The sequence below is a fragment of the Dyella sp. genome, from assembly GCF_036568765.1.
Classification (GTDB): domain Bacteria; phylum Pseudomonadota; class Gammaproteobacteria; order Xanthomonadales; family Rhodanobacteraceae; genus GSA-30.
Genome location: NZ_DATCRY010000175.1, coordinates 1 through 24410, shown reverse-complemented (window position 1 = coordinate 24410; position 24410 = coordinate 1). Strand labels below are relative to the sequence as shown.

The following is a 24410-nucleotide window of genomic DNA, read 5'->3' as shown; positions in this document are numbered from 1 at the left end:
GACCGCGAGCCGGGGCAGGTGCGGGCGCGTGCTCATGCGGGCATCAGGACTTGCCGGTGCCGCTCTGTCCGCTATTGGGCAGGTTCGGATCGCGCAGTTCCGGCACCAGCACGTTGATATAGGCGCTGGAACGCATCTCGCGCAGGTAATCGTCGTAAGCCTGTTCTGCCTTGCGATTGCCGATGGCCTGGCGTGCCTGATCGCGCTCGATGTCATCGGTGCGATCGGTCTGGCGTGTGCCGAGCAACTGGATGATGTGCCAGCCAGCCTCGGTCTGGAACGGCTGCGACACCTGGTTGTCCTTCATGTTGCTCAGCTGCTGGGCGATGGCGCCGCCCCAGGCCTGCTGCGGGAACCAGCCCATGTCGCCACCGGCGTTGGCGGTGGTGTCGTCCTTGGAGTTTTCCTTGGCCAGCTTGGTGAAGTCGCCATGCTTGGTGGTGATCTCGTTGTACAGGTCCTCGGCCTTCTGGCGAGCCTGTTCCGGGGTCATCAGCTCGCTGGGCTTGAGCAGGATCTGGCGAGCATGGTACTCGGTGACCACCTGGCGCTGCGGGGCGCGCTGGTCGATCAGCTTGAGGATATGGAAGCCGGTCGGACCGCGCAGAGCCGGGGTGACGTCGCCGGGCTTGAGCGTGGCGACGGTATCGGCGAAGGCCGGCGGCACTTCGTCCATACGGCGCCAGCCCAGATCGCCGCCTTCCAGCGCGTCCTGGCCGTCGGAGAAGCGGATCGCCGCCGCCTTGAAATCCATGCCACCCTTGATGGCGTCGATGGCCTGCTGGGCCTTCTTCTGCGCAGCCTGGATATCGTCGGCATTGCCGCCGGCCGGCACGCTGATCTGGATATGTGCCAGGTGTACTTCACCGGCCTTGTAGCTGGGGCTTGCCAGCAGGTTATTGATTTCGCTGTCGCTGATGCTCACCTGGTCGCGCACCACGCTCTCGTGCAGGCGCTGGGCCACCAACTGGTCGGACAACTGCTTACGGAATGCGGCGAAGCTGGAGCCGTCCTGTTCCACGGCGGCGCGCAGCTGTTCGGGCGACATCTTGTTCTGCTGGGCCACGGCGGCGACGGCCTGATCGACATCGGCATCCGAGACGCGAATGCCCTGGTCGTCGGCGCGCTGCACCTGCAGCTTCATCAGGATCAGGCGATCGAGCACCTGGCGCGCCAGCACGTCCTGTGGCGGCAACTGGCTCGGGTCGTTGGCGTACTGCTGCTGCACCGAGCGCATCGCTTCGTTCAGCTCGCTCTGCAGGATGATGCCATCATCTACCACCGCCACGATCCGGTCGAGCGGCTGGACGCCTTGGGTGCCTTGCGCAGCCGGCGACTGCGGCAGCAGCTGGGCATGGGCGGGCAGGACAGCCGCGGCGGCGGCCGCGAACAGGAACAACGCGAAAGGCTGCTTCATCGATAGGCCTTCAAGCCGCCCTCAAAGGACGGCGTGGAAAAAGGAAGTTATTGATAACCAAGGATACCACGACGGAGGATCCCTTCCGTCTGCCCGTTAAACGCGCCTAAGCCCTTGAATTCCAGCTCGACCATGATCGCCGTGTTGGAACTCGCGGTCTGGGGGGTATAGAGATTCACATTGTTGACGTAGTGGCGGCCGACCAGGCGAACGGCTACGCAACAACTGTCGTACTCCACACCGGCCAATGCCTGCACGGTCTTCTTGTCCAGTACCGAATACGTCCAGTCGCCCAGGAGGCGCCAGCGTTCGGAGATGGGGTAGACAATGGAGGCGTCGTATTGTTCCAGCAGGACCTGGGTGGACCCGGGCGTGCGGCGGAAACGATAGGAGAAGTTGAGTACACCGTCGGTCTTGATGCGGTGCTGCAGCTCGATAGCCCCCATGTCGGTCTGACGGGTATTGGGGTTCCACTGATACGAAACGTTGGCGCGCCAGTCGTCGTTCAGCTGCGAAGTGATCTGGGCGACGTAGTCCGAGCCATTGAAATTAGTCGGATCCGGAATGGCCGAGCACGTCCCGTTGGCCACCAGCTGCGGTGTCCTGCAGGCGTTGTCGATCGGCAGCTGCACACGCTGCTGGGTGAAGTAGCGGATCTGCCCGAAGCTCACCGAAAGGCGCTCGACGCCGTTTTCGTCCAGCAGGCGCGAGGTGATCGCCGCGGTGAGGTTGTTGGCGTTCATCTGACGATCCGCGCCCGAATACTGGTTGGGCGAGAACAACTGCCAATAATCGAACGACATCAGCGACGTGTCGAACAGCGGCAGGTTGTTCTGATTGCGGTACGGCACGTACAGGTAATACAGGCGCGGCTCGAGCGTCTGCGTGAAATTGTTGCCGAACAACTGCGTATTGCGGTCGAAGATCAAACCGTTGTCGATACTTACGACCGGCAGCGAGCGGCTGGGTGTGCGGCTGGTAAACGGCGATGTATAGCCCGGACTCAGTTGCTGCGTATAGCCGAAGTTGCGGTAGTCGCCATCGAGCTGATAGGAGGTATAGCGGTAGGCAAGCTTGGGTCGCACAAACCAGTACGAACCTTCGAAATCGGCCGATATATAGGGGTAGATATCGATGCGCTTGCCATCCAGCGCATTGTTTGCGGGGTCCACCGTCACGCTCTGCGTAACGGGATTGACGCTGAAGTTGGACCAGGAGCTCTTGCTGAAGGCGACCGCTTCGGTCTGCGCTCCCACTTCGAACCAGCGGTCGAGCGGGATATCGAGGTTCAGCGTGGCGCGAGGCAGGCGTTTGTACGGTTCGATCGAATCGGGCAGCGTCGGATCGACGTTTTGATAGATATCGCCACCGAACGAGGCGTTCCACCACGTACCACCGGCGTTCAAATAAGCGCTGGAGGTCAGGATTTCCGTCGAGGCCTGGTAGATATCGTTGCCGAAGTCACGCAGGTAATTGCGGTCCGAGGTACGGTTGACGTTAAGGCTCAGCCCGACCGGTCCCCAGATGTGCGAATTGTTGATCCACTTGATCAAGTAGCGATCTTCGCCCTTGGTCTGGTCGACCACGCCCGGATCGTTCTTGCCCGAATCGTTGGGCATGTATTCCAGGTTCAATATGCCAGTCGTGCCCGGAAAGATGTTCAGGTACCGGAATTCCGTCGCCAGCAGGAAGCCGCGGTCGCTATAGATGCGCGGGTCCAGCGTGGCATCGTAGTTCGGCGCGAGATTCAGATAGTAGGGCGCGCTGACCATGAAGCCCGACCGGCTGGAATTGCCCAGGGTCGGGTACAGGAAGCCGCTCTTGCGCCGGTTGTCGATCGGAAAGGTGAAGTAAGGCAGGTACAGGAACGGCACATTGGCAAAGCGCATCGTCGCGCTGCGCGCCACGCCTACGCCGGTGTCCTTGTTCAAGGTCATGTCCTTGGCCTTGAACTCCCACAGGTGGTGGCCGACATCGCAGGTGGTGTAGACGGCGTTGGTATAGCGGCTGTGCTGCGCATCGAGCATATGCCCCTGCGTAGCCGTGCCGTTGCCGCGCGATTGCAGCAGCTGATAGGTGACGTTGTCGGCGATGCCGGTGCTGGCATCGGTGTTACCGCGCATGTGGTCGGCCTGCATCAGCTGGCCGGCCTCCTGGTAGCGCACGTTGCCCTTGGCGTCGTAATCGGTTGTGTCGTCGTTGTAGTCGGCCGTATCCGACTGCATGCGTTGGTCGGCTCGTTCGAGCTTGACCCGTCCCTGCATGTGATAAACGGTCTGGTCGGAACTGTCGACCTGTTCGGCCCAGGCGTAGGTCTTGGCCGTATCGCGTAGCGTGGTGTCCTTGGGCAGCGTCGGGTCGTAGAACTCCAGCATCGCGTTCGGTCGGCAGATGGCGTAGTTGTCCGGCCGGGGCGGGCACAGGAAGGTACCTAGCGGACAGACTGGCGCAGTGCCGTCCATCGACGCTTTACGGTGTTGCTGGCTGTTCTTGGCCTCCACGCCCGGAGCACTGACCAGGGCGATGGCGGCGGCTACTGCCAGAAGGCGGCGCGGGGGCAGGTGGCGTCGTGTCACGATAGGCAGTCTGTCGGCGGGTCGAAGGGTCGTAAAGCTAGCAGAAAGCCCCCATTTAAGGCAGAGAACCCAACCCGGGAGATTCAGCCATGAGCGAAACGAAACTGAACAAGACCGACGCCCAGTGGCGTGAGGAACTGACCCCCGAGCAATACGCCGTCTGCCGCTGCTCGGCCACCGAGCCCCCTTTCAGCGGCAAGTGGTACCACCACAAGGCCGACGGTACGTATGTTTGTGCGGCCTGCGGATCGGCGCTGTTCGCCTCCGATACCAAGTACGACTCCGGCTCCGGCTGGCCGAGCTTCTACCAGGCCATGGACAAGGCGGCCGTGAGCCTGCACGAGGACGAGAGTCACGGCATGCGCCGGATCGAGGTTCGCTGCGCGAACTGCGATTCCCACCTGGGACATGTGTTTCCGGATGGTCCGAAGCCGACGGGGATGCGGTATTGCATCAATTCGGTGGCGCTGGATTTCGATCCGGTGGCCTAAGGCCGAGAGACGAGGGATGAGTCGCCTTTACGGTGGCTCGCCCCTCGTCCCTGCTCTAGAGTTCGCCCAGCGCCGCTACATGTGCCGAAGCGCTAGACGCCAATGCCGCCAGGTTGTATCCGCCCTCCAGGCTCGATACCACCTTCCCGCCCGCGTGGGCTCGCGCGACATCGATCAGCCGTTCGGTGATCCAGGCGTAGTCCTCGCTGCCCAGGCGCAAGTCGGCCAACGGGTCGTCGCGGTGCGCATCGAAGCCGGCGGAAATCAGCACCAGTTGCGGTTTGAATGCCATCAGCCGGGGCAGCAGGGCGCCGTCCCATAGTTCGCGGAATGCGTACGAGCCATCCCCGGGCGAAAGCGGGGCGTTGACGATATTGCCGGCGCCGCGCTCGTTTTCCTGCCCCGTGCCCGGATACAACGGCAGCTGATGGCTGGAGATAAAAAGCACCCGTGGATCGCGCTCGAAAATATCCTGGGTGCCATTGCCGTGGTGCACGTCGAAATCGGCGATCGCCACACGTTTGAGACCATGCGCCTGCAGCGCATGCGCCGCGGCCACGGCGATGTTGTTGAAAAGACAAAACCCCATCGCCTGGTCACGGGTCGCATGATGTCCGGGCGGGCGCACCGCGCAGAAGGCGCGTTCGCCGTCACCGCTCATGACCGCATCGACGGCCGCTACCGCAGCGCCGGCAGCACGCAGGGCGGCTTCGGCAGAAGCGGGCGACATCAAGGTGTCCTCGTCCAGCCGCAGGTGGCCTTCGGCAGGCGCCGACGCAAGAATCCGCTCCACATAGTCCGCATCGTGCACGCGGACCAATTGCTCGCGGGTGGCGCGCGGCGCTTCGATGCGATCGAGTGCGGCGAAGCGGTCGTGATCGAGCGCATCGAGCACCGCGCGCAAGCGCAACGGGGATTCGGCGTGGCCGGGGCCCGGATCGTGCTGCAGACAGATCGGGTGCGTATAGAGCCGCAACACGAATTATCCGGCGTTGGGCTTGCGCCGACGCTCGTGCTGCCACAGCACTTCGCCGTGGCCGCTGGCGCGGGCAAGCACCCGGCACAGCACGAAGAGCAGATCGGACAAGCGGTTCAAATAACGCTGTGCTTGCGGACGAACTTCTTCCACGCGGGCCAGCGCGATGACTTCGCGCTCGGCACGCCGGCACACCGTACGGGCAAGATGGCAGCACGATGCGGCCATGCCGCCACCGGGAAGAATGAAATCCTTCAGCGGCGGCAGTGGATCGTTGAAGCCGTCCAGGACCTGCTCCAGGCGCTCGATATCGGCGTCGTCGATCGTCGCCATGCCGGGAATGCACAACTCGCCGCCCAGGTCGAACAGATCGTGCTGGACCTGGGTCAGCACCTCGCGGATATCATGCGCGACGCCATCGCTGGCCAGCACCATGCCGACCGTGCTGTTGAGCTCATCGACCGTGCCGTAGGCATTGACGCGCAAGGAATCCTTGCCCACCCGCGAGCCGTCGCCGAGGCCGGTGCTGCCGTCGTCCCCGGTACGCGTATAGATCTTGGAAAGACGATTGCCCACGGCGGCTTACTGGCGCGCGTCGTGCGGCTGGCTGCCCTTCAGGCTGCTGGCCAGCTGGGTCACGGTGACATGCAGAACGGCGCCGACGGCCACGTAGATCGACGTGGTCTTGAGGTAGGGCAGATACCAGTCGCCAAAGTTTTCCATCCAGGCGCCGAAGCTGCGCGGCTGCGGCACACTCGCGCTCATCCAGTAGAAACTGCCATTGGTCAGAAGGTAGGAAACGAATTCGCTGACAACCACGGCCGCCACGGCCAGACCCAGCGTACGCAGGTCCAGGGCAGGGCGGTGCCGGGCCAGCCATTGCCCACCCATCCACAAGGCGAGGAAGCCCGGTGCGATCATCCAGTAGGCTGGAGAGACGCAATAGTGCTGGAAGAACGCCTGGCCCGAACTCGTGATCACGATGTAATCGACCAGGACGGCCAGCACCAGCAGCAGGGGGAACGCCCAGCGCGTGGCACCGCGCAGCCAGAAGCCGCCCAGGAAGAACACCGCCCAGGAGGCATCGGGCAGCGGATCGAAGTGGTGCAGGCGGGTAGCCGCCATGACCAGGGCGAGCGCCAGGAAAATACCGATGCGTTGGGTCTGCTTGGGGGCCATGAGCGCTCCGAGATGATTCTTGCGGACAATGATAAGGGGGAGTTTAGCTCACAAACGCAAAAGACCGACCCGATAGCGGCTTGTTTCATGCGTTATGCGTATCATTCGGCGGCATGCATGCTACCGATTCCCCTACTTCCGTCCCCGTGCTGATTGTCGGCGGGGGGCTGGTCGGCGCCAGCCTGGCTATCGCGCTGGATGCCGCCGGCTGCGCAGCGACCCTGGTCGAGGCCGCCGCGCCGCGCGCCGATGCACAACCGAGCTACGACGAACGCAACCTGGCCCTGGCCCGAGCCACCGTCAACGGACTGAGCGCGATCGGGGTCTGGCAGCATATCGCCGAGCGTGCCACGCCGATCCGGCACATCCACGTAAGCCGTGGCGGCGAGTTCGGCAGCGTGCGTCTGGATGCCGAACGTCAGGGCGTGGACGCGCTCGGCTGGACCCTGCCGGCACGCGAACTCGGCGCCGGCTTGCTGCGCCGCCTCGATGAGTGCCATCGGTTGACGAGGCTGGCTCCGGCCAAACTCATGGCGCTCGAATCGTGTGCGGACGGCTGGATCGCGGAGATCGAATCGCCTGCCGGCCGGCAACGCATCAAGGCGGCGCTTGTCGTCGGTGCCGACGGAACTCAGTCCTTCGTGCGCGAACGCATCGGCATTGCCGCCGAGACTTATGACTATGCGCAGACCCTGTTTGTCTGCACCGTGACGCCTGAGCGCGATCATGCCCAACGCGCGTTCGAACGGTTTACGGACGATGGGCCGATCGCCTTGCTGCCGCTGTCCGAGCGGCGTTGTGGCCTGGTGCTGACAGTGTCCGCTGAAGAGGCCGATGCAGTCGCGTCGATGGACGACGATGCCTACATCGCGCTCGCGCAACGACGTTTCGGTTGGCGGCTGGGGCGTTTGAGCCGGCCGGGTCGGCGTTTTCCTTACGCCATCCAGCGCGTTGCCGCAGAACGCCTGATTGCACCGCGCGCCGTATTGGTCGGCAACGCCGCGCAAACGGTGCATCCGATCGGCGCGCAGGGCTTCAACCTCGGCTTGCGCGATGCGCTCACCCTGGCCGAGCTGATCGCGCAAACGAACGATCCCGGCGATCCCGCGCTGCTGCGCGACTACGCCGAGCGGCGCGCGGAAGATCGCGAGGGCACGATGGCGATGAGTCATGGGCTGGTGCGGCTGGCGTGCCTGCCGCAGCCGCTGCTTGGTCCGCTGCGCTCGCTGGCGATGCTTGCCTATGATCGCGTGCCGCCGCTGCAGACCCTGCTGGCACGGCACGGCATGGGTTTTCGCGGCAAGCCGCCGCGTGCGGTCTTGGAGCGCTTGCCATGAACATCAGCGCTGGTAGCACGCGCCGCGGTCCTGCGCTGGATGTCGCTATCGTCGGTGGTGGCATGGTCGGTGCGGCGGCAGCCGTGAGCCTGGCCCGCGCCGGGTTTGCGACGGCGCTGCTCGAAGCCCGCGCGCCGGCTCCCTGGCAAGTCACCGATGACGTCGATCTGCGCGTCGTCGGGCTCGCACCGTCATCCATCGCGCTCCTTGACGAACTGGGAGTCTGGACATCCATTCGTCGGATGCGCAGCAGTCCTTATGCACATATGCATGTGTGGGATGCGCAAAGCGGGGCGTCGATCGGCTTCGATGCCGCCGACGAGGATCGACAGCGGCTCGGCTACATTGTCGAGAACAACCTCGTGCAGTGGGTGCTGTGGCAGGCGCTCGAGTCTGCCGGTGTGCGGCGTTTGTGCCCGGCCAAGGTACGCGGCTACGACATGCGCGAGGATCGCGTGCAGATCGAGTTGGAGCAGGGCGATGTCGTCGCCGCGCGCCTGTTGGTGGCGGCAGACGGTGCCGGTTCGCCATTGCGCGATATGGCGGGCATTACGACGCGGGGCCGCGATTACGGCCAGCGTGCCATCGTGGCGCACGTACAAACCGAGCGCCCGCACGACGCTGCCGCCTGGCAGCGTTTCCTCGCTACCGGTCCGTTGGCCTTGCTGCCGCTGGCCGATGGTCGCAGCTCGATTGTCTGGTCGTTGCCCGACGAGGAAGCGTCGCGTGTACTAGCACTCGATGACGAGGCGTTTCGCGCCGAATTGGGCGTGGCCAGCGATTTTCGTCTCGGGCCGATTCTGGCAACCACTCGGCGAGCCGCTTTCCCGCTCAAGCTCCAATTGGCTGAGTCCTATGCGGCTGAGCGCTTCGTCCTGCTCGGCGATGCGGCGCATACCGTGCATCCCTTGGCAGGGCAAGGCGTGAACCTGGGACTACGCGACGTCGTCGAGCTATGCGACACCTTATCGGCTGCGCGCAATGCTGGCCGCGATATCGCTGCGGCCCATGTGCTTCGCCGCTACGCGCGCCGTCGACGCAGTGCCGATACGCTCGACGCACTCGGTTTCGACGCGCTGGCGCGCATCTACGGCTGGCAAGCGCCGCCGTGGGCGGCGGCACGCGCGCTGGGCATTCGCATGCTGGATCGTTTGACCCCATTGAAGCAGCGCATCGCCGCGCACGCGGCGGGGCGTTGAACCGTTGCCGCCAACGGCGGTATGTACTCGGCTTTCTTTCCGTTCCAACTCATCGAGGACGTTCACCATGCGCATGGCTCGTTTAGGTTGTCTGCTGTTGCTCGCCGGTTTCTCCTTCGCCGTGCAGGCGAAGATGGTGCACAAGCCGGTCGAATGGACCCAGGACGGTACGCACTTTCACAGCGTGCTGGTGTACGACGATGCGGTAAGCGCCAAGCGTCCCGGCCTGGTGATGGTGCCCAACTGGTACGGCGTCAATGACCAGGCGCTGGAGAAGGCCGATGGGATCGCAGGCAAGGAATACGTGATCCTGGTGACCGACATGTATGGCGAGAAAGTTCGCCCGACCAACGACGACGAAGCCAAGACCGCCGTCGGGCCGCTCTACGGCAATCGCGCGCTGATGCGCAAGCGCATCGATGAGGCGCTCAGCCAGCTCAAGGCGCAAGCCAAGAGCGCACCGATCGACGTGACACATCTGGCGGCCATCGGTTTCTGCTTCGGCGGTTCGGCGGTGCTGGATCTGGCGCGCAGCGGTGCGGATATCGCTGCCGTGGTGTCTTTCCACGGCGGCTTGACCACCGATGATCCGTCGTTGGCCAAGAACATCAAGGCGCGTGTGTTGGTCATGAACGGCGCCGACGACAAGGGCACCATGCCCGATGCCGACAAGTTCATGGACGAGATGCGTTCGAGCACGGCCGATTGGCAATTTGTGGTGCTGGGCAATGCTGTGCATTGCTTTACCGAAAAAGGCCAGAACTCGCCGGGCTGCAAGTACGACGAGCGTGCCGCGCAGCGTAGCTACCGCTTGATGCACGACTGGTTGCGCGGGGCTTTCGGTAACAAGCCGTAAGAGTCTTAGGTGGACCGGCTCGCCGTTGGGCGAGCCGGTGCGCTCGATTTCAGTACATTGTGTTCCAAAGTTCGTCCGACATCACGGACGTGAATATGCCGGGCGCATCGCTGCATGTAAGAGAACGACCGCGTGAAGTAAGGCCCGCGAGCAGGAACTTATCGCTGCCCCAGAGCTTGACCAGCAAGGGGCCGCCACTATCGCCGTGACAGGCGCTTCGACCGGGTTCTCCGCCGGCACACATGTCGGTTTTTACATTGACGGTCACAGGATGCCACTCGAACTGGCTATGTATGGCCTTGCATGTCACGGCATTGACGTGCGGAAGATCGATCATTTGCAGATATTCTGTTCCGCTATCGTATTCGCCATCGACGGTCATGCCCCAGCCGAGGGTGCGGACTTGCACGTTATCGACCAAGACGCCGCGTGGAGCCAGTTCGACCGGTTCGATACCTTCGACAGGTTCGTCCAACTCCAGGATGACCAGATCGTAGCCATGATCGAGGCTTGTGCCGTACAAGGGATGGATAGTGCCCTTCGCAATGCCTCTGACCTGTCCTGAGAGTTCATCGGACAGATTGGTGCGATTCAAGACGATACGCATGCCGGAGGGGTCAGGATTGCCGTAGCAATGCGCTGCCGACAGAACATGCCGGTCGCTGACCAGTACGCCGCCGCAAAAATGTTCGTATGTTTCTCCCCTGATGAGCTGGATCGACGCCATGAAAGGATAGGCGCCCGTTGGCGCGGGCATGCCGCCAATGATTTGGGGCTTGATCGGTGCGTCGCCGGCAGAAGCGACAAGAGGGGACGCCAAGGCGATGCCGCCCACAGCGAGCAGTGAATGAAGCGTTTTACGAAGGTGTCGGATGTACATTTGGAACCTATCGAGAAAGGTAGCCCTGTTCCTCTCGATAGGTTGCCTTCGACGCGGCAAATGGAGCTGTAGGCTCAAGCTTTGTTATGGAGAGGGCGGATCGCTGTCGACAGCGTCGGCCTGAAACGAGAGTCCTACTGAAAAAACGATTCCTATGAGGAATGCCGTCGATTCAGAACTTTCGCTCCACCGAATACTCCGCCAACGCCACCAATGCATCGCGGTGTGCGGACGGCGGTAACACCTGCAACGCATCGATCGCGGCATGCGCATGCACGGTCGCTTTCTCATGCGTCAACTCGAGCGCGCCCGAATCGCGAATGGCCGCGATGATCCGGTCCAGCGAATCCAGGCCGCCATGCTCGATGGCGTGTCGCAGCGACTGCGCCTGCTCCGGGCTGGCCTTTTTCAGCGCATAGATCAACGGAAGCGTGGGCTTGCCTTCCGCCAGGTCGTCGCCGATGTTCTTGCCCAGGGTGTCGGCATCGGAGACGTAGTCGAGCAAGTCGTCGGCGATCTGGAACGCATAGCCCAGCTCCATGCCGTAGCGGCGCAAGGCTGCGACCTGATCGTCCGGCAAGCCGCCGAGGATGCCGCCCAGTTCGGTGGCCGCGGCGAACAGCACCGCCGTTTTGCGCTCGATCACCGCCAGATAAGCTGCTTCGTCGACATCGGCGTTGCCGATGTTGAGCAATTGCAGCACTTCGCCCTCGGCGATGGTGTTGGTCGTATCGGCCAGGATGCGCATGATGCGCATATCGTCCAGTTCGACCATCAACTGGAACGAGCGCGAATACAGAAAGTCGCCGACCAGCACGCTGGCGGCATTGCCCCACAGCGCATTGGCGGTCTTGCGGCCGCGCCGCAGATCCGACTCATCCACCACGTCGTCGTGCAGCAGGGTGGAGGTGTGAATGAACTCGATCACCGCGGCCAGCTTGATGTGCTGATCCCCGCGATATCCTGCGGCTGCGGCGGAGAGCACATGCAGCATCGGGCGTAACCGTTTGCCACCGCCGGCAATGATGTGATCGGCGATCTGGTTGATCAGTACCACATCGGAGGACAGGCGATGCCGGATCAGCGTGTCGACTCGCTGCATGTCGTTGGCGGCAAGGGCGCGTACTGCAGCGAAGTCGGCGGTGCGGACAATGGCGGGAGAGGTGCTCATGGCGGAATCGTAGTTACGAATAGGCTCGATTATAGACGCAGCCTAAGGCTTATCCGCGACATGCTGTCGTAAGCGTCAGCCAGAGTCGCTCTCAATGCCGGAAATGTGTCCCGCGGCCAGCTCTTCATAGGGTGAACCGACCTGTTCCTTCCAGAATTTCGCAATGCGTCGACGTCGCATTGCGCGACGCAGATGCGCTCCGAAGCCCATTTTCGGCCTGGAGCTTGCCGCCGATGTCGCGTAGCGCACAAAACCTCCCCGCCAGGCGCCCGCGGCCGCCGTAGTAGGCCTAAACTAGTGCTTGCCTTTTGCCCTGGACCGATTGCAATCCAGGCCTGCTGCCCTCATCTGAATCCCGCGGGCGGGGAACCCGGAAAAGCGAGAGTCTCGAACGATGGCCAGCCAAATCATCGCCCTGATCGCGGAATACGGCGCCATCCTGGTGTTTTTCAATGTCATGGTCGAACAGGCCGGCTTGCCCGTGCCGGCGGTCCCCACCCTGGTCGTTGCTGGCGCGCTGTCGGCTAATGGCCAGCTGCCGCTGGCCGCGGTGGTCGGCGCTGCGGTTCTGGGCTGCCTGCTGAGCGACCTGGCCTGGTATTGGGCCGGGCGACGCTATGGCTCCGGCGTCATGCGCACGATCTGCCGCATTTCCCTGTCGCCCGATTCCTGCGTCAAGCAATCCGAATTGCGTTTCCAACGCTGGCGCGGCCGCGTCCTCCTGGTGGCCAAGTTTGTGCCCGGCCTTTCCACCGTGGCGCCACCGCTGGTGGGTGCCATGGGGCTGCGGCCATGGGCGTTTATCGTCCTCGACTCGGCCGGATCCCTGATCTGGGCCGGCGCCGCCATTGGTCTGGGCTATGCCTTTGCCGCCCAGATCGACCATGTGCTGGCGCTCCTGTCCAGCGCGGGCACGGTCGCTCTCGAAGTGCTAGCCGTGCTGCTCGGGCTGTATATCGCCGCCAAGTGGTGGCAGCGCCGCCGTCTGTTGCGTGCATTGCGCATGGCGCGCATCACGGTGGACGAACTGGCTGAGGAGGTGGCTTCCGGTAAGTCGCCGATCGTCGTAGACGTACGCTCCACGGCTGCCCGACTCGTCGATACCCGGATCATTCCCGGCGCCCTGATGGCCGACCTGCAGGGCATGGAGCAGGCCCTGCGCGACGTACCCACTGATCGCGAGCTCATTATTTACTGCAATTGCCCCAACGAGGCCTCGGCCGCCGTAGCCGCGAAGGCCTTGATGGATCGAGGCTATCGCCACGTACGCCCCTTGCTTGGCGGCCTGGATGCCTGGGATGCCGCCGGTTATGCCATCGAGCATCTGGCTGCGGAGCCTGAGTCAGGCGTCGTGGTGGTGCCGACACATACGGCAGCGTAAGGCTGTAAAGGGGGCGAGGGGAGCCACCTTACGGCGGCTCGTCCATGCTCCCTCGTTTCTCGTTTCTGGCCTCACCCCCAAATCTTTACGCGTTCTATACGCCCTCCGCCTAATCCGCTACCCCTTTCTTATGCGCCGATTTCTATAGTGCGCGCCGTCGCATCACCGAAATCGGCATCCGCATGGATCTCGTCTACTTATTGTTCTGTTTCGTCCTTAGCGCGGCCAGCGTCGGCTTCCTGCTGATCTGCGATCGGCTGGGACGCCGTCCCTGACGCGAAAGCATCTACCTTCGCAGGATTTCCCATGACCTTTGTTTATGTCGTGGCCACCCTGATTGCGGTGGCGCTGACGGGCTACCTGTGCGTGGCCTTGCTCAAACCGGAGTGGTTCGAATGACCACCAATGATTTTCTCCAGGTAGCGATTTATCTGGTCGTGCTGCTGTTGCTGGTCAAACCGGTCGGTTTGTACATGGCCAAGGTATTTGCCGATAAGCCGAACGGAGTTACCCGAGTGGGTGCCCCGGTCGAGCGCCTGCTTTATCGCCTTTCCGGCATCCATGCCGATGAGGACATGGGCTGGCGCCGTTATGCCCTGACGATGCTGCTTTTCAACATCGCAGGCATCTTGATCGTGTATCTGTTGCAGCGCGTGCAGCAGTGGTTGCCGCTGAATCCGCAGCAGTTTCCGGCGATTACGCCGGATTCGGCGATGAATACCGCCATCAGTTTCGCGACCAATACCAATTGGCAGGGCTATGCGGGCGAGGGGGCCATGAGCTACCTCACCCAGATGCTTGGGCTGGCCGTGCAGAACTTCCTGTCCGCAGCGACCGGAATCGCCGTGCTGATCGCGGTGATCCGTGGTTTTACGCGCCGTAGTTCGCTCAGCATCGGCAACTTCTGGGTCGATATGACCCGCAGCACGCTGTATATCCTGTTGCCGCTCTCGCTGATCATGGCCTTGGCACTGGTGTCACAGGGTGTAGTGCAGAACTTCAAGAGCTATGTCGATGTGCCGCTAACCGAGCACATCGTCTCGGTCGAGCAGGTCAAGGACGCCGACGGTAATGTGCTCAAGGATGCTGCCGGTCACGACATGACCAAGGAAACGCCTGTATCGACGCAGACCTTGCCGATGGGCCCGGCCGCTTCGCAGATCGCGATCAAGCAGCTCGGCACCAACGGTGGCGGTTTCTTCAATGCCAATTCCGCGCATCCGTATGAAAACCCCACGCCGCTGGCGAACTTCATCGAGATGCTCGCGATATTTTTGATTCCGGGCGGTCTTTGCATCACCTTTGGCAGCATGGTCGGCGATCGCCGGCAGGGCTGGGCCATTCTCGCCACCATGCTGCTGATTTTCATTCCGCTCGCTTTCGGTGCAGTGGCTGCCGAGCAGGCCGGCAATCCGGCGCTGCATGGATTGGCCATCGACCAGCAGGCTTCGTCGCTGCAATCTGGCGGCAACATGGAAGGTAAGGAAACACGCTTCGGCATCGCCGCAAGCGGCTTGTTTACCGCCATTACCACGGCTGCGTCGTGCGGTGCGGTCAACAACGCGCACGATTCGTTGACGCCGCTCGGCGGCTTGGTGCCGATGTGGTTGATGCAGCTGGGTGAAGTGATTTTCGGCGGCGTCGGCTCGGGGCTCTACGGCATGCTGGCTTTCGCCGTGGTGGCGGTGTTTATCGCCGGCCTCATGGTCGGTCGTACGCCTGAATACCTTGGCAAGAAGATCGAAGCACATGAGATGAAGATGGCCAGCCTGGCTGTGCTGTTGCCTTGCGCGCTGGTGGTGATCTGCACGGCGATTGCCGTCCTGTCACCCTCCGGAGTGGTCGGCGTTTCCAACCCTGGCGCGCATGGCTTCAGCGAAATACTCTACGCGGTCAGCTCGGCGTCGAACAACAACGGCAGTGCGTTCGGCGGTCTTTCGGCGAACACCCCGTTCTGGAACGTGTTGCTGGGCGTGTGCATGTTCTTTGCACGCTTCCCGTTGGCGATCGCGATGCTGGCGATGGCCGGTTCGCTCGCCGCCAAGCGACATGTGCCGCCGTCGGCAGGTACGTTGCCGACGCACACACCGCTGTTCGTCATGTTGCTGGCATGTGTGGTTGTCGTGGTGGGTGCGCTCACCTTCCTTCCCGCGCTGGCGCTCGGTCCTATTGCCGAATACTTGATGGCAGGTCACTGATTCATGAATACGCATACCCATGCAGTGAGCGGCTTTAACCGCGAACTGATTCTCAAGGCAGTGGCCGATTCGTTCCGCAAGCTGTCGCCGCGCCTGCAGTTCCGTAATCCGGTGATGTTCGTGGTGTTCGTCTGCAGCGTGTTGACCACGCTGCTATGGATCCAGGCGCTCGCCGGACATGGTGAAGCATCCGCAGGTTTCATTTTCTGGGTCAGCATCTGGTTGTGGTTCACTCTGCTGTTCGCCAACTTCGCCGAAGCGCTGGCCGAGGGACGCGGCAAGGCGCAAGCCGCTGCGTTGCGCAGTTCGCGCAAGAACGTCGTGGCCAAGAAGCTGGCTGGCCCAGATCGCCATGCGGCGATTACCTTTGTCGAATCGAGCGATCTGCGCAGCGGCGACTATGTACTGGTAGAAGCTACCGAACTGTTACCCGGCGACGGTGAAGTTGTCGTCGGTGCGGCCAGTGTGGATGAGAGCGCGATCACCGGCGAATCGGCCCCCGTGATCCGTGAATCCGGTGGCGACCGCAGCGCGGTCACCGGTGGCACCCGCGTGCTCTCGGACTGGCTGGTAGTCCGCATCACCAGCAATCCCGGCGAGAGCTTCCTGGATCGCATGATCGCGATGGTCGAAGGCGCAGCGCGCCGCAAGACCCCGAACGAGATCGCGTTGACCATTCTGCTGGCCAAGTTCACCCTGATCTTCCTGCTAGCCTGTGCCACGCTGCTGCCGTATTCGATCTATAGCGTGCAGGCTGCAGGCAAGGGCAATCCCATCACGCTGACTGTGCTTATCGCACTGCTTGTTTGTCTGATTCCGACCACGATCGGCGCGTTGCTGTCGGCCATCGGCATTGCCGGCATGGACCGTATGATCCGCGCCAACGTGATCGCGACCTCTGGCCGTGCTGTCGAAGCGGCGGGCGACGTCGATGTGCTGTTGCTGGACAAGACCGGTACGATCACCCTGGGTAACCGTCAGGCCGTGGCTTTCCTGCCGGCACCGGGTGTGGAAGAAAGCATCCTGGCCGATGCCGCGCAGTTGGCTTCTTTGGCCGACGAGACGCCTGAAGGTCGCAGTGTGGTTGTGCTGGCCAAGGAGCGCTTCGGTTTGCGTGAGCGCCAGATCGAAGCCGAGCACGCCCAGTTCGTGCCGTTCACCGCGCAGACGCGCATGAGCGGGGTGGATATCGGCGAGCGTCGCATTCGCAAGGGTGCGCTCGATGCGGTCGAGCGCTACCTGGAGTCGGTGGGCAGCCACTTGCCTCCGCTGGTCAAGCGCATGGCTGAAGATATCGCTCGCCGCGGCGCCACCCCGCTGATCGTGACCGAAGGCTCCACTGCGCTCGGTGTGATCGAGCTGAAGGATATCGTCAAGGGCGGTATCCGCGAGCGCTTTGCCGAGATGCGCCGGATGGGCATTAAGACGGTGATGATCACGGGCGACAACCCGCTCACCGCGGCGGCGATCGCCGCCGAAGCCGGCGTGGACGATTTCCTCGCCGAAGCCACACCGGAAGCCAAGCTCAAGCTCATTCGCAGTATCCAGGCCGAAAATCGCCTGGTAGCGATGTGCGGCGACGGTACCAACGACGCACCGGCACTGGCCCAGGCCGACGTCGCGGTGGCGATGAATACCGGTACACAGGCGGCCAAGGAAGCCGGCAACATGGTCGACCTGGATTCCAATCCGACCAAGTTGATCGAGGTCGTGGAAATCGGCAAGCAAATGCTGATCACACGCGGCGCGCTGACCACGTTCTCGATAGCCAACGACGTTGCCAAATATTTCGCGATCATTCCTGCGGCGTTCGCAACGACATATCCGGCGCTCAACACGCTCAACGTAATGCACCTGGCGACGCCGCAGAGCGCAATTCTTTCGGCAGTGATCTTCAATGCGCTGATCATCATTTTCCTGATTCCGCTGGCGCTCAAGGGCGTCAAATACCGTGCACTCGGCGCCGGTGCGCTGTTGCGACGAAATCTCTTGGTCTATGGCCTGGGCGGCATCGTGGTGCCATTCCTCGGGATCAAGCTGATCGACGTGCTGCTGGTGTTGTGCGGTCTGGCTTAAGAAATACCGACAAGGAAACCTAGGAACAAACATGAATACGTTCAAGCTTTCGGTGTCACTCCCCGACGAAACGCACCCAGACATGGAGCTGCGGCTGTCGGCCAACGATTCGGCCTGCGATGTCGTGATTGCACTGCCCATCAACGGCAGGCCTCGCGTCACGCCGCGGGACACCGAAGCACCGAAGCAGAACGACGATTACGTGCTCGGCGGTTACGCCGGCATCTGAAAAAATCCCTGTGGGAGCGGCTTCGGCCGCGACCGGCACCCGCCGGATCTCGTTTGCATTGCCCTCCCCAGGCAACGTTCAACCACGCAGAGGCGGTCCGTTGCGGGACCGGTTTCGACACATGATGTCTGTAAAGAAAGTTTTGGCTTTTTCGTTGATGATGGGGCTGGCTCCGGCCGAGAAGGTGCTGGCCGATGACGCCCCCGCGGCGCCGGCTGCCAGCCAGCCGGCAAGTGCCGACTGTTCGAAGGGTTTCTTTTCGCGCCTGGCCGCCGCCTATAGGGAAGATGCACAACCGGCCGACCCGAATGCGCAGGCGCCTGCGCCCGCGCGCCGCGCGATGGAGTCGCCGTTCGACTCACCTCCGTTCCCGTCGGCCGAATGGCAGATGGGCGGCGTGGATTATCCCATCGGCGTGCCTAACGAAAATGCCCAGTATCCTCTGGAGAAGTCGCTGGCCTGCACGAAGGTCGGCCACTGGATGCAGGACAACCGGATCGAGATGTACGGCTGGATCAATCCTTCGGCCAATATCAGCACATCAAGCTTTACCAACTATCCGTTGTCCTATGCGACGCGCCCCAATCGCGTGGAATTCAACCAGTTCCTGTTCCGCTTGCAGCGCGTGCCGGATACAGTGCAGACCGACCACCTCGACTGGGGTTTCCATTTCGATAACCTTTACGGTTACGACTACCACTACACGACTATGAAAGGCGTGTTCAGCAATCAGTTGCTGAATCATCCCAACTCGAACGGTCCGCTCGCGGGAAAGATCTACGGCGATGACCCGATGATCTGGTTTGCTGACCTGTACATCCCTTGGGTCGCGCAGGGCATGGTCGTCACGGTAGGTCGTTATCTGTCGATTCCGGACATCGAGGCGCAGTTCTCTCCCAATAATTACCTGCTGACGCACTCGATTCTTTACACGGTCGATGCCTATACAAACACCGGCATCATTACCACGACCAAGCTCAATGACCAGTGGACTGTGCAGCTTGGTCTTCATGGCGGCGACGATTCGGCCTTCTGGGACCATACCAGCCGCTTGACGGTGCAGGGGTGCGTCCAGTGGGTTTCGAAGTCGAACAACGACATGTTGTATCCGTGCGTCGAGTCATACAACCACTCCAACCAGACCTACAACAACCTGCAGGAATTCGTGCTGACCTGGGGCCATCGGTTTACGCGCGACGTGCATATGCTGACCGAGGCCTACCGAATCTACGTGCGTAACCAGCAGGGCGCCCCGCTGGGCAAGCCCGGTTATCCGCTGGGCGAAGCACCGCCGTTCCCGGCTGGCCACAATCCGGCCTTCGGCGTGGTGAACTATTTCAATATCGAACTCAACCCGAAGAACATGGTGTCGATTCGTAACGAGTTCTATAACGACGAGCAGGGCCAGCGCACGACGTTCGCCACGCGCTACTCGAGCCACACCATCGGTCTTACGCATTGGGTCTCGCAAGATCTGGAAATCCGTCCGGAGTTCCGCTACGAGCGCGCCTATGACTTCCCGGCCTATGACAACGGTAAGAAGAACTACCAAGTCACGGCTTTGGTCGATGCGATCCTGCATTACTAAGAGATACCAGCCATGAAGCAGCTACGCCCCATCGTTACGATGCTTTTGTTGATGACGCTCATTACCGGCGTCATCTATCCCCTGGTCGTTACCGGTGCGGCGCAGCTGCTGTTTCCGGCCAAGGCCAATGGCAGCCTGATCGAGCGCGACGGTCATGCCGTCGGCTCGCACCTGATCGGGCAGTCGTTCACCGACCCGAAGTATTTCTGGGGCAGGCCGTCCGCGACCGCGCCGATGGCCAACAACGGTGCGGCGTCGACCCCGTCCAACCAGGGCCCGACCAACCCGGCGTTGACCGACGCGGCCAAGCAGCGCATCGACGCGCTGCGTGCGGTCGATCCGGGCAACCAGGCGCCGGTGCCGGCCGATCTGGCGACCGCTTCGGGCAGTGGCCTGGATCCGGAGATCAGCCCCGCTGCCGCTCAGTACCAGTTGGCACGCGTGGCGCGGATACGTGGGATGAGCGAAGACCAGGTGCGCAAACTGGTCGATGCCGCTACTAAGGGCCGCCAATTGGGCGTGCTCGGTGAGCCGCGCGTCAATGTGCTCGAACTCAATCTTGCCCTGGACGATGCGCAAAAGCGTTAGACTTTTTGGAAACTCGCGCTTTCGCGGGAACGGCTATAACCCTCCGGACAAGGCCATGCGGTTGAACAGCTCACACTCGGCCGCATTAGTCGCGCCCCAGACTGCGGGGGCATGAGGGGCATGTCCGGGCCGTCCCGCGAAGCGCGAGCCGATGCCCTGCTGGGCACGGCAAGCGAAGAAAAAGCCAATCGGCTGAAAATTTTCCTCGGTGCGGCACCGGGTGTGGGCAAGACCTTTGCCATGTTGTCGGCCGCGCGCGAGCTCAAGCGTCAAGGCGTCGATGTCGTCGTCGGGCTGGTGGAAACCCACGGTCGTGCCGAAACCCAGGCACTGATCGACGGCCTGGAAGTGCTGCCACGCCGCTCCGTGGAGTATCGCGGCAAGACCTTCTCCGAATTCGACCTGGATGCCGCACTGGTACGACGCCCGGCGGTGCTGCTCGTCGACGAACTGGCCCATCGCAATCTCCCGGGCAGCCGTCATGAACGCCGTTGGCAAGATATTGCCGAACTGCTCGACGCCGGTATCGAGATATACACGGCGCTCAATGTGCAGCACCTGGAAAGCCTCAATGACCAGGTGCGGCGCATCACCAATGTCACCGTGCGTGAAACCGTGCCCGATGCTTTCCTCGATCGCGCGCGCGACATCGTGTTGGTCGATCTGCCGCCGCGCGAGCTGATCCAGCGCCTGAAGCAGGGCAAGGTCTACGTGCCGGAAACGGCTGCCGCCGCGCTCGACGCATTCTTCTCGCCGACCAATCTGGTCGCGTTGCGCGAACTGGCCGTGGACACGGTGGCCGGTCATGTCGATAGCGACTTGCGCGAGCATATGCTCGCGCGTGGTGGCGTCATGCCAGTGCGTCGTCGCGTCCTTGCGGCGATCGACGGTCACACACAAAGCGAGTATCTGGTGCGCGTGGCGCGGCGTATTGCCGAGCGACGCGGCGCGCCATGGAGCGTAGCCTTTGTCGATACGGGCAGCGACCTGGACAAAGCCCGGCGCGAACGCCTGGATAGCGCAATGCGACTGGCGCGCCGCCTCGGTGGCGATACCGTCGTGCTACGCGGTCATACCGTCGCCGACGAAATCCTTGCGCACGCCGATCGCGAAGGCGTCGGCCAGATCATTCTCGGTCGTACTCGCGAGCGGCCGCTGGCGCGCATGCTAGGACGTTCGCTCACTCAGTTACTCCTGCGCCGTGGCGCGCATCTGGAATTGACCATCATCGCCACACCGGCCGAGCGCGCACAATCGCGCCGTCGTCTGCGTATGCCCGGCGGGCGTGGCCGGCGCGGCGAATACATCTATGCCACCGTTGCTACGCTGATCGCGTTCGGTCTCTCGTTCATTGCCGACAGGTACCTCTCGGTTGCCAATCTGGCCCTGATCTTCCTGACTGCGGTGCTCGTGGTGGCAGTGCGCACGCGCATGGCCGTGGCGGTCTACACCGCGGCCTTGTGTTTCCTCGGTTACAACTTCTTCTTTGCGCCGCCGCGTTACACCCTGGCCATCGCCAACGTAGACGATGTGTTGGCGGTGACGCTGTTTCTCGTTGCAGCGTTGGTGTGCAGCCGGCTCGCCACACGCCTGGCCAGCCAGGTGGAATCGATGCGCGCGGCACATGCGCATGCCCGCGCCTTGCTGGCGCTCGGCCAGCGGCTCGCCACGAGTACCGACGCTGCGGGTATTCGGGAAGTTGGGGCATCCGCGCTGGCTCATGCGCTGCGTTGCGATGTGGCGATCCTGGCCCGCGATGCCTCACAGATCCTGCGCGTAGCGGCCGCCTCGCCGCACGATATTCATCTGGCTCCGCAGGATTTCGCCGCAGCCGATTGGAGCGAGCAGCACGCGGAGCAGGCTGGGCGTTATACCGATACCCTGAACGCAGCGCCGTGCTGGGTATTGCCACTGGGCGGTGAAAGTTCAGCGCTTGGCGTGGCCGCGTTACGCTTCGATGCCAAGTCCGATGAGCCCGATCCGGACAAGCGCAGCCTTGCGCTGGCGATGGCCCAGGATATCGGCCAGGCCTTGGAGCGCGCGCGACTCACCGACGAGCTGGAAGGTGCGCGCGTGCAAGGCGAGACCGAGCGCCTTCGCAATGCGCTGCTCTCCTCCGTCTCGCACGATTTGCGTTCGCCACTGGCCTCGATGATCGGCTCCGCCGGCACCTTGTCCAGCTATGGCGATCAGTTGCCGGCGGCCGAGCGCCAGGAACTGCTCGATGCCATCCTGGGCGAAGGCCAGCGTCTGGATCGTTATATCCAGAACCTGCTGGACATGACGCGCCTCGGCCACGGCACGCTCAAGCTCAATCGCGACTGGACCGATGTCGCCGAGATCGTTGCCGCATCGGTGACACGACTGCGCAAGCTGTTCCCGGATCTGCGCGTGGAAACCGATCTGCCGCACGACACCGTATTGCTATTCGTGCACCCCGCGCTGATCGAGCAGGCACTGTTCAATATCCTGGAAAACGCCGCGCGCTTCTCGCCGCCCGATCAGCCGGTGCGTGTCATAGCGCGTGCCCATACCGACAGGCAGCAGCTGACCGTCGACGTAATCGACCGTGGCCCCGGCATTCCCGAGGCCGAGCGTGCGCGCATCTTCGACATGTTCTATTCGGTGGCGCGTGGCGACCGTGCGCCGCAAGGCACCGGGCTGGGTTTGGCCATCTGCCGTGGCATGATCGGCGCGCACGGCGGTAGCGTGGAGGCCTTGCCTGGCGACGGCATCGGCACGACTATCCGCATTACGCTTCCGTTGCCCACGCCACCATGACTTCCGCCATTCCCTGCGTGCTCGTGATCGATGACGAGGCGCAGATCCGAAAATTCCTCGATATCGGCCTGCGCGCGGAAGGTTACGAAGTGCTGCTGGCCGCCACCGGCCAGGAAGGTCTCGCCCTGGCAGCCACACGCAACCCCGACATGGTGGTGCTGGATCTGGGCCTGCCCGATCGCGACGGCCACGACGTGCTGTCCGAGATGCGCCAATGGAGCCAGATACCTGTGCTGGTGCTATCGGTGCGCGATACCGAGAAAGAAAAAGTCCGCGCACTGGACGCCGGTGCCAACGACTATGTCACCAAGCCCTTCGGCATCCAGGAGCTGATGGCGCGTCTACGCGCGTTGCTGCGCAACCGCCCTGGCGAAACCGAAGCTCTGCCGCGCTACGACGACGGTCGCCTGCGCATCGACCTGGCGCAGCGCGAAGTTACCCTCGACGGCGCGCTGCTCTCGCTCACCCGCAAGGAATACGCCGTACTGGCCATGCTGATGCGCCACAGTGGTCGCGTCGTCACCCAGCAGCAACTCCTGCGCGAACTCTGGGGCCCCACCCACGTGGAAGACACCCACTACCTGCGCATCGTTATCGGCAAGCTACGCCAGAAGCTGGGTGACGATCCAACCACTCCACGCTGGCTCAAGACCGAGCCAGGCGTCGGATACCGCTTTCTGGCCTAAGCGCGGGAAGTGCAAGCGCGAAGTATCGAGGCTCGCCTCAGTCAGGCTCCCTGTCCCCTGGCTTGCCGGGAGAGAGGGCTGGGGTGAGGGCGGCTCTCACGCCATAGATGCCTTCTAAATGAACGACTTGCCGGAACCACCCTACGTTCTTCCCCACTGCCTGCCCGCAAATGAGCCCGCCGTCCAGTCTATATACGTGAGACCGCCTCGCTTTATGATGGGCAACGATCAACCATCCCGGTGCCAACTTGCCCCATCAACGTGGCGCCGGCTCACAGAGGACATCCATCCATGGCACGCGGCATCAATAAAGTCATCATCGTCGGCAATCTGGGCGCGGACCCGGAAACCCGCTACACCGGCAACGGCACCGCCATCACCAGCATCCGCATCGCCACCTCCGAGCAGTGGACCGACAAGCAGAGCGGCGAAAAGCAGGAGCGCACCGAGTGGCACCGCGTGAAACTCTTCGGCCGCCTGGCGGAAATCGCTGGCGAATATCTGAAGAAGGGCCGTCAGGTCTACATCGAAGGCTCGCTGCGTACCGACAAGTACACCGATAAAGACGGCGTCGAGCGCTTCAGCACCGATATCATTGCCGCGGAAATGCAGATGCTCGGCGGCAACGCCGGCGAAGGCATGGGCGGTGGTGGCGGCGGTGGTGGTTTCCAGCGTTCGCAAGGCGGCGGTCAGCGCCAGGGTGGCCAAGGGCAGGGCGGCGGCAACTACGGCAACCGTGGCGGCGGTAATAACGACTACGGCAATCGCGGCGGTGGCAACGACTACGGCAACAACCAGCGC

Annotated in this window: 21 protein-coding genes; 14 read left to right on the top strand and 7 right to left on the bottom strand. The window is 62.7% G+C overall.

What is annotated here, in order from left to right; translation table 11 throughout:
* Positions 1 to 43: 43 nt before the first annotated feature.
* Both VIM98_RS12265 and VIM98_RS12260 read right to left on the bottom strand, forming a co-directional pair.
* Complete coding sequence (locus tag VIM98_RS12265) at positions 44 to 1417, bottom strand: peptidylprolyl isomerase (RefSeq protein WP_331993391.1); 1374 nt, start codon at positions 1415 to 1417, stop codon at positions 44 to 46.
* Positions 1418 to 1464: 47 nt separating this feature from the next.
* Positions 1465 to 3993 carry an LPS-assembly protein LptD gene (locus tag VIM98_RS12260; protein ID WP_331993390.1) on the bottom strand — a complete coding sequence of 843 codons (2529 nt, stop codon included), beginning with the start codon at positions 3991 to 3993 and terminating at the stop codon, positions 1465 to 1467.
* Between the two features lie 89 nt (positions 3994 to 4082).
* On the opposite strand from VIM98_RS12260, the gene msrB reads away from it, so the two are divergent.
* Complete coding sequence (gene msrB, locus VIM98_RS12255; RefSeq protein WP_331993389.1) at positions 4083 to 4484, top strand: peptide-methionine (R)-S-oxide reductase MsrB; 402 nt, start codon at positions 4083 to 4085, stop codon at positions 4482 to 4484.
* 55 nt (positions 4485 to 4539) lie between these two features.
* Here the strand turns inward: msrB and VIM98_RS12250 are convergent, their stop codons facing one another.
* The 3 genes from VIM98_RS12250 to VIM98_RS12240 are packed head-to-tail and all read right to left on the bottom strand — an operon-like array spanning position 4540 to position 6639.
* A complete protein-coding gene (locus VIM98_RS12250) occupies positions 4540 to 5460 on the bottom strand; it encodes a histone deacetylase family protein (RefSeq protein WP_331993393.1) in 921 nt (306 codons plus the stop codon).
* 6 nt (positions 5461 to 5466) lie between these two features.
* Positions 5467 to 6036: a cob(I)yrinic acid a,c-diamide adenosyltransferase gene (locus VIM98_RS12245; protein WP_331993388.1), complete on the bottom strand. Its 570-nt coding sequence runs from the start codon at positions 6034 to 6036 to the stop codon at positions 5467 to 5469.
* 6 nt (positions 6037 to 6042) lie between these two features.
* Positions 6043 to 6639, bottom strand: a complete 597-nt coding sequence (locus VIM98_RS12240) for a hypothetical protein (RefSeq protein WP_331993387.1) — start codon at positions 6637 to 6639, stop codon at positions 6043 to 6045.
* Positions 6640 to 6752: 113 nt separating this feature from the next.
* Between VIM98_RS12240 and ubiH the strand changes: the two genes are divergently transcribed.
* The 3 genes from ubiH to VIM98_RS12225 all read left to right on the top strand — a co-directional run bounded on the left by ubiH (position 6753) and on the right by VIM98_RS12225 (position 10031).
* The gene (gene ubiH, locus VIM98_RS12235; RefSeq protein ID WP_331993386.1) at positions 6753 to 7976 is read left to right on the top strand and encodes a 2-octaprenyl-6-methoxyphenyl hydroxylase; all 1224 of its coding nucleotides are present in this window, start codon (positions 6753 to 6755) and stop codon (positions 7974 to 7976) included.
* Entirely contained in the window at positions 7973 to 9175 is a 1203-nt protein-coding gene (locus tag VIM98_RS12230) for a UbiH/UbiF/VisC/COQ6 family ubiquinone biosynthesis hydroxylase (protein WP_331993385.1), read from the top strand. Before ubiH ends, VIM98_RS12230 begins: the two co-directional genes overlap by 4 nt.
* Positions 9176 to 9242: 67 nt before the next feature.
* On the top strand, positions 9243 to 10031 hold the full coding sequence (locus VIM98_RS12225; protein WP_331993384.1) for a dienelactone hydrolase family protein: 789 nt from the start codon (positions 9243 to 9245) through the stop codon (positions 10029 to 10031).
* A 49-nt stretch (positions 10032 to 10080) separates the two neighbouring features.
* Here the strand turns inward: VIM98_RS12225 and VIM98_RS12220 are convergent, their stop codons facing one another.
* On the bottom strand, positions 10081 to 10866 hold the full coding sequence (locus VIM98_RS12220) for a serine protease (RefSeq protein ID WP_331993383.1): 786 nt from the start codon (positions 10864 to 10866) through the stop codon (positions 10081 to 10083).
* Between the two features lie 217 nt (positions 10867 to 11083).
* The gene (locus VIM98_RS12215) at positions 11084 to 12082 is read right to left on the bottom strand and encodes a polyprenyl synthetase family protein (RefSeq protein WP_331993382.1); all 999 of its coding nucleotides are present in this window, start codon (positions 12080 to 12082) and stop codon (positions 11084 to 11086) included.
* A 394-nt stretch (positions 12083 to 12476) separates the two neighbouring features.
* Here VIM98_RS12215 and VIM98_RS12210 point away from each other — a divergent pair, with 394 nt between their 5' ends.
* From VIM98_RS12210 to ssb, 10 genes are all read left to right on the top strand, one after another.
* Positions 12477 to 13463: a VTT domain-containing protein gene (locus VIM98_RS12210; protein WP_414650214.1), complete on the top strand. Its 987-nt coding sequence runs from the start codon at positions 12477 to 12479 to the stop codon at positions 13461 to 13463.
* A 306-nt stretch (positions 13464 to 13769) separates the two neighbouring features.
* Positions 13770 to 13862 (top strand): K(+)-transporting ATPase subunit F, encoded by a 93-nt coding sequence (kdpF, locus tag VIM98_RS12205; protein ID WP_331993381.1) that lies wholly within the window; start codon positions 13770 to 13772, stop codon positions 13860 to 13862.
* Positions 13859 to 15661 (top strand): potassium-transporting ATPase subunit KdpA, encoded by a 1803-nt coding sequence (gene kdpA, locus VIM98_RS12200; RefSeq protein WP_331993380.1) that lies wholly within the window; start codon positions 13859 to 13861, stop codon positions 15659 to 15661. Before kdpF ends, kdpA begins: the two co-directional genes overlap by 4 nt.
* A gap of 3 nt (positions 15662 to 15664) precedes the next feature.
* Positions 15665 to 17737, top strand: a complete 2073-nt coding sequence (gene kdpB, locus VIM98_RS12195) for a potassium-transporting ATPase subunit KdpB (RefSeq protein WP_331993379.1) — start codon at positions 15665 to 15667, stop codon at positions 17735 to 17737.
* A gap of 31 nt (positions 17738 to 17768) precedes the next feature.
* A complete protein-coding gene (locus VIM98_RS12190; RefSeq protein WP_331993378.1) occupies positions 17769 to 17966 on the top strand; it encodes a hypothetical protein in 198 nt (65 codons plus the stop codon).
* A gap of 121 nt (positions 17967 to 18087) precedes the next feature.
* The gene (locus VIM98_RS12185; RefSeq protein ID WP_331993377.1) at positions 18088 to 19554 is read left to right on the top strand and encodes an outer membrane beta-barrel protein; all 1467 of its coding nucleotides are present in this window, start codon (positions 18088 to 18090) and stop codon (positions 19552 to 19554) included.
* Positions 19555 to 19566: 12 nt separating this feature from the next.
* The gene (kdpC, locus tag VIM98_RS12180; protein ID WP_331993376.1) at positions 19567 to 20142 is read left to right on the top strand and encodes a potassium-transporting ATPase subunit KdpC; all 576 of its coding nucleotides are present in this window, start codon (positions 19567 to 19569) and stop codon (positions 20140 to 20142) included.
* Between the two features lie 120 nt (positions 20143 to 20262).
* Positions 20263 to 22923, top strand: a complete 2661-nt coding sequence (locus VIM98_RS12175) for a sensor histidine kinase KdpD (protein ID WP_331993375.1) — start codon at positions 20263 to 20265, stop codon at positions 22921 to 22923.
* A complete protein-coding gene (locus VIM98_RS12170; RefSeq protein ID WP_331993374.1) occupies positions 22920 to 23609 on the top strand; it encodes a response regulator in 690 nt (229 codons plus the stop codon). The genes VIM98_RS12175 and VIM98_RS12170 overlap by 4 nt, the downstream gene beginning before the upstream one ends.
* 291 nt (positions 23610 to 23900) lie before the next feature.
* Positions 23901 to 24410, top strand: a 510-nt coding sequence (ssb, locus tag VIM98_RS12165; protein WP_331993373.1) for a single-stranded DNA-binding protein, incomplete at its 3' end; no start/stop codon positions are given.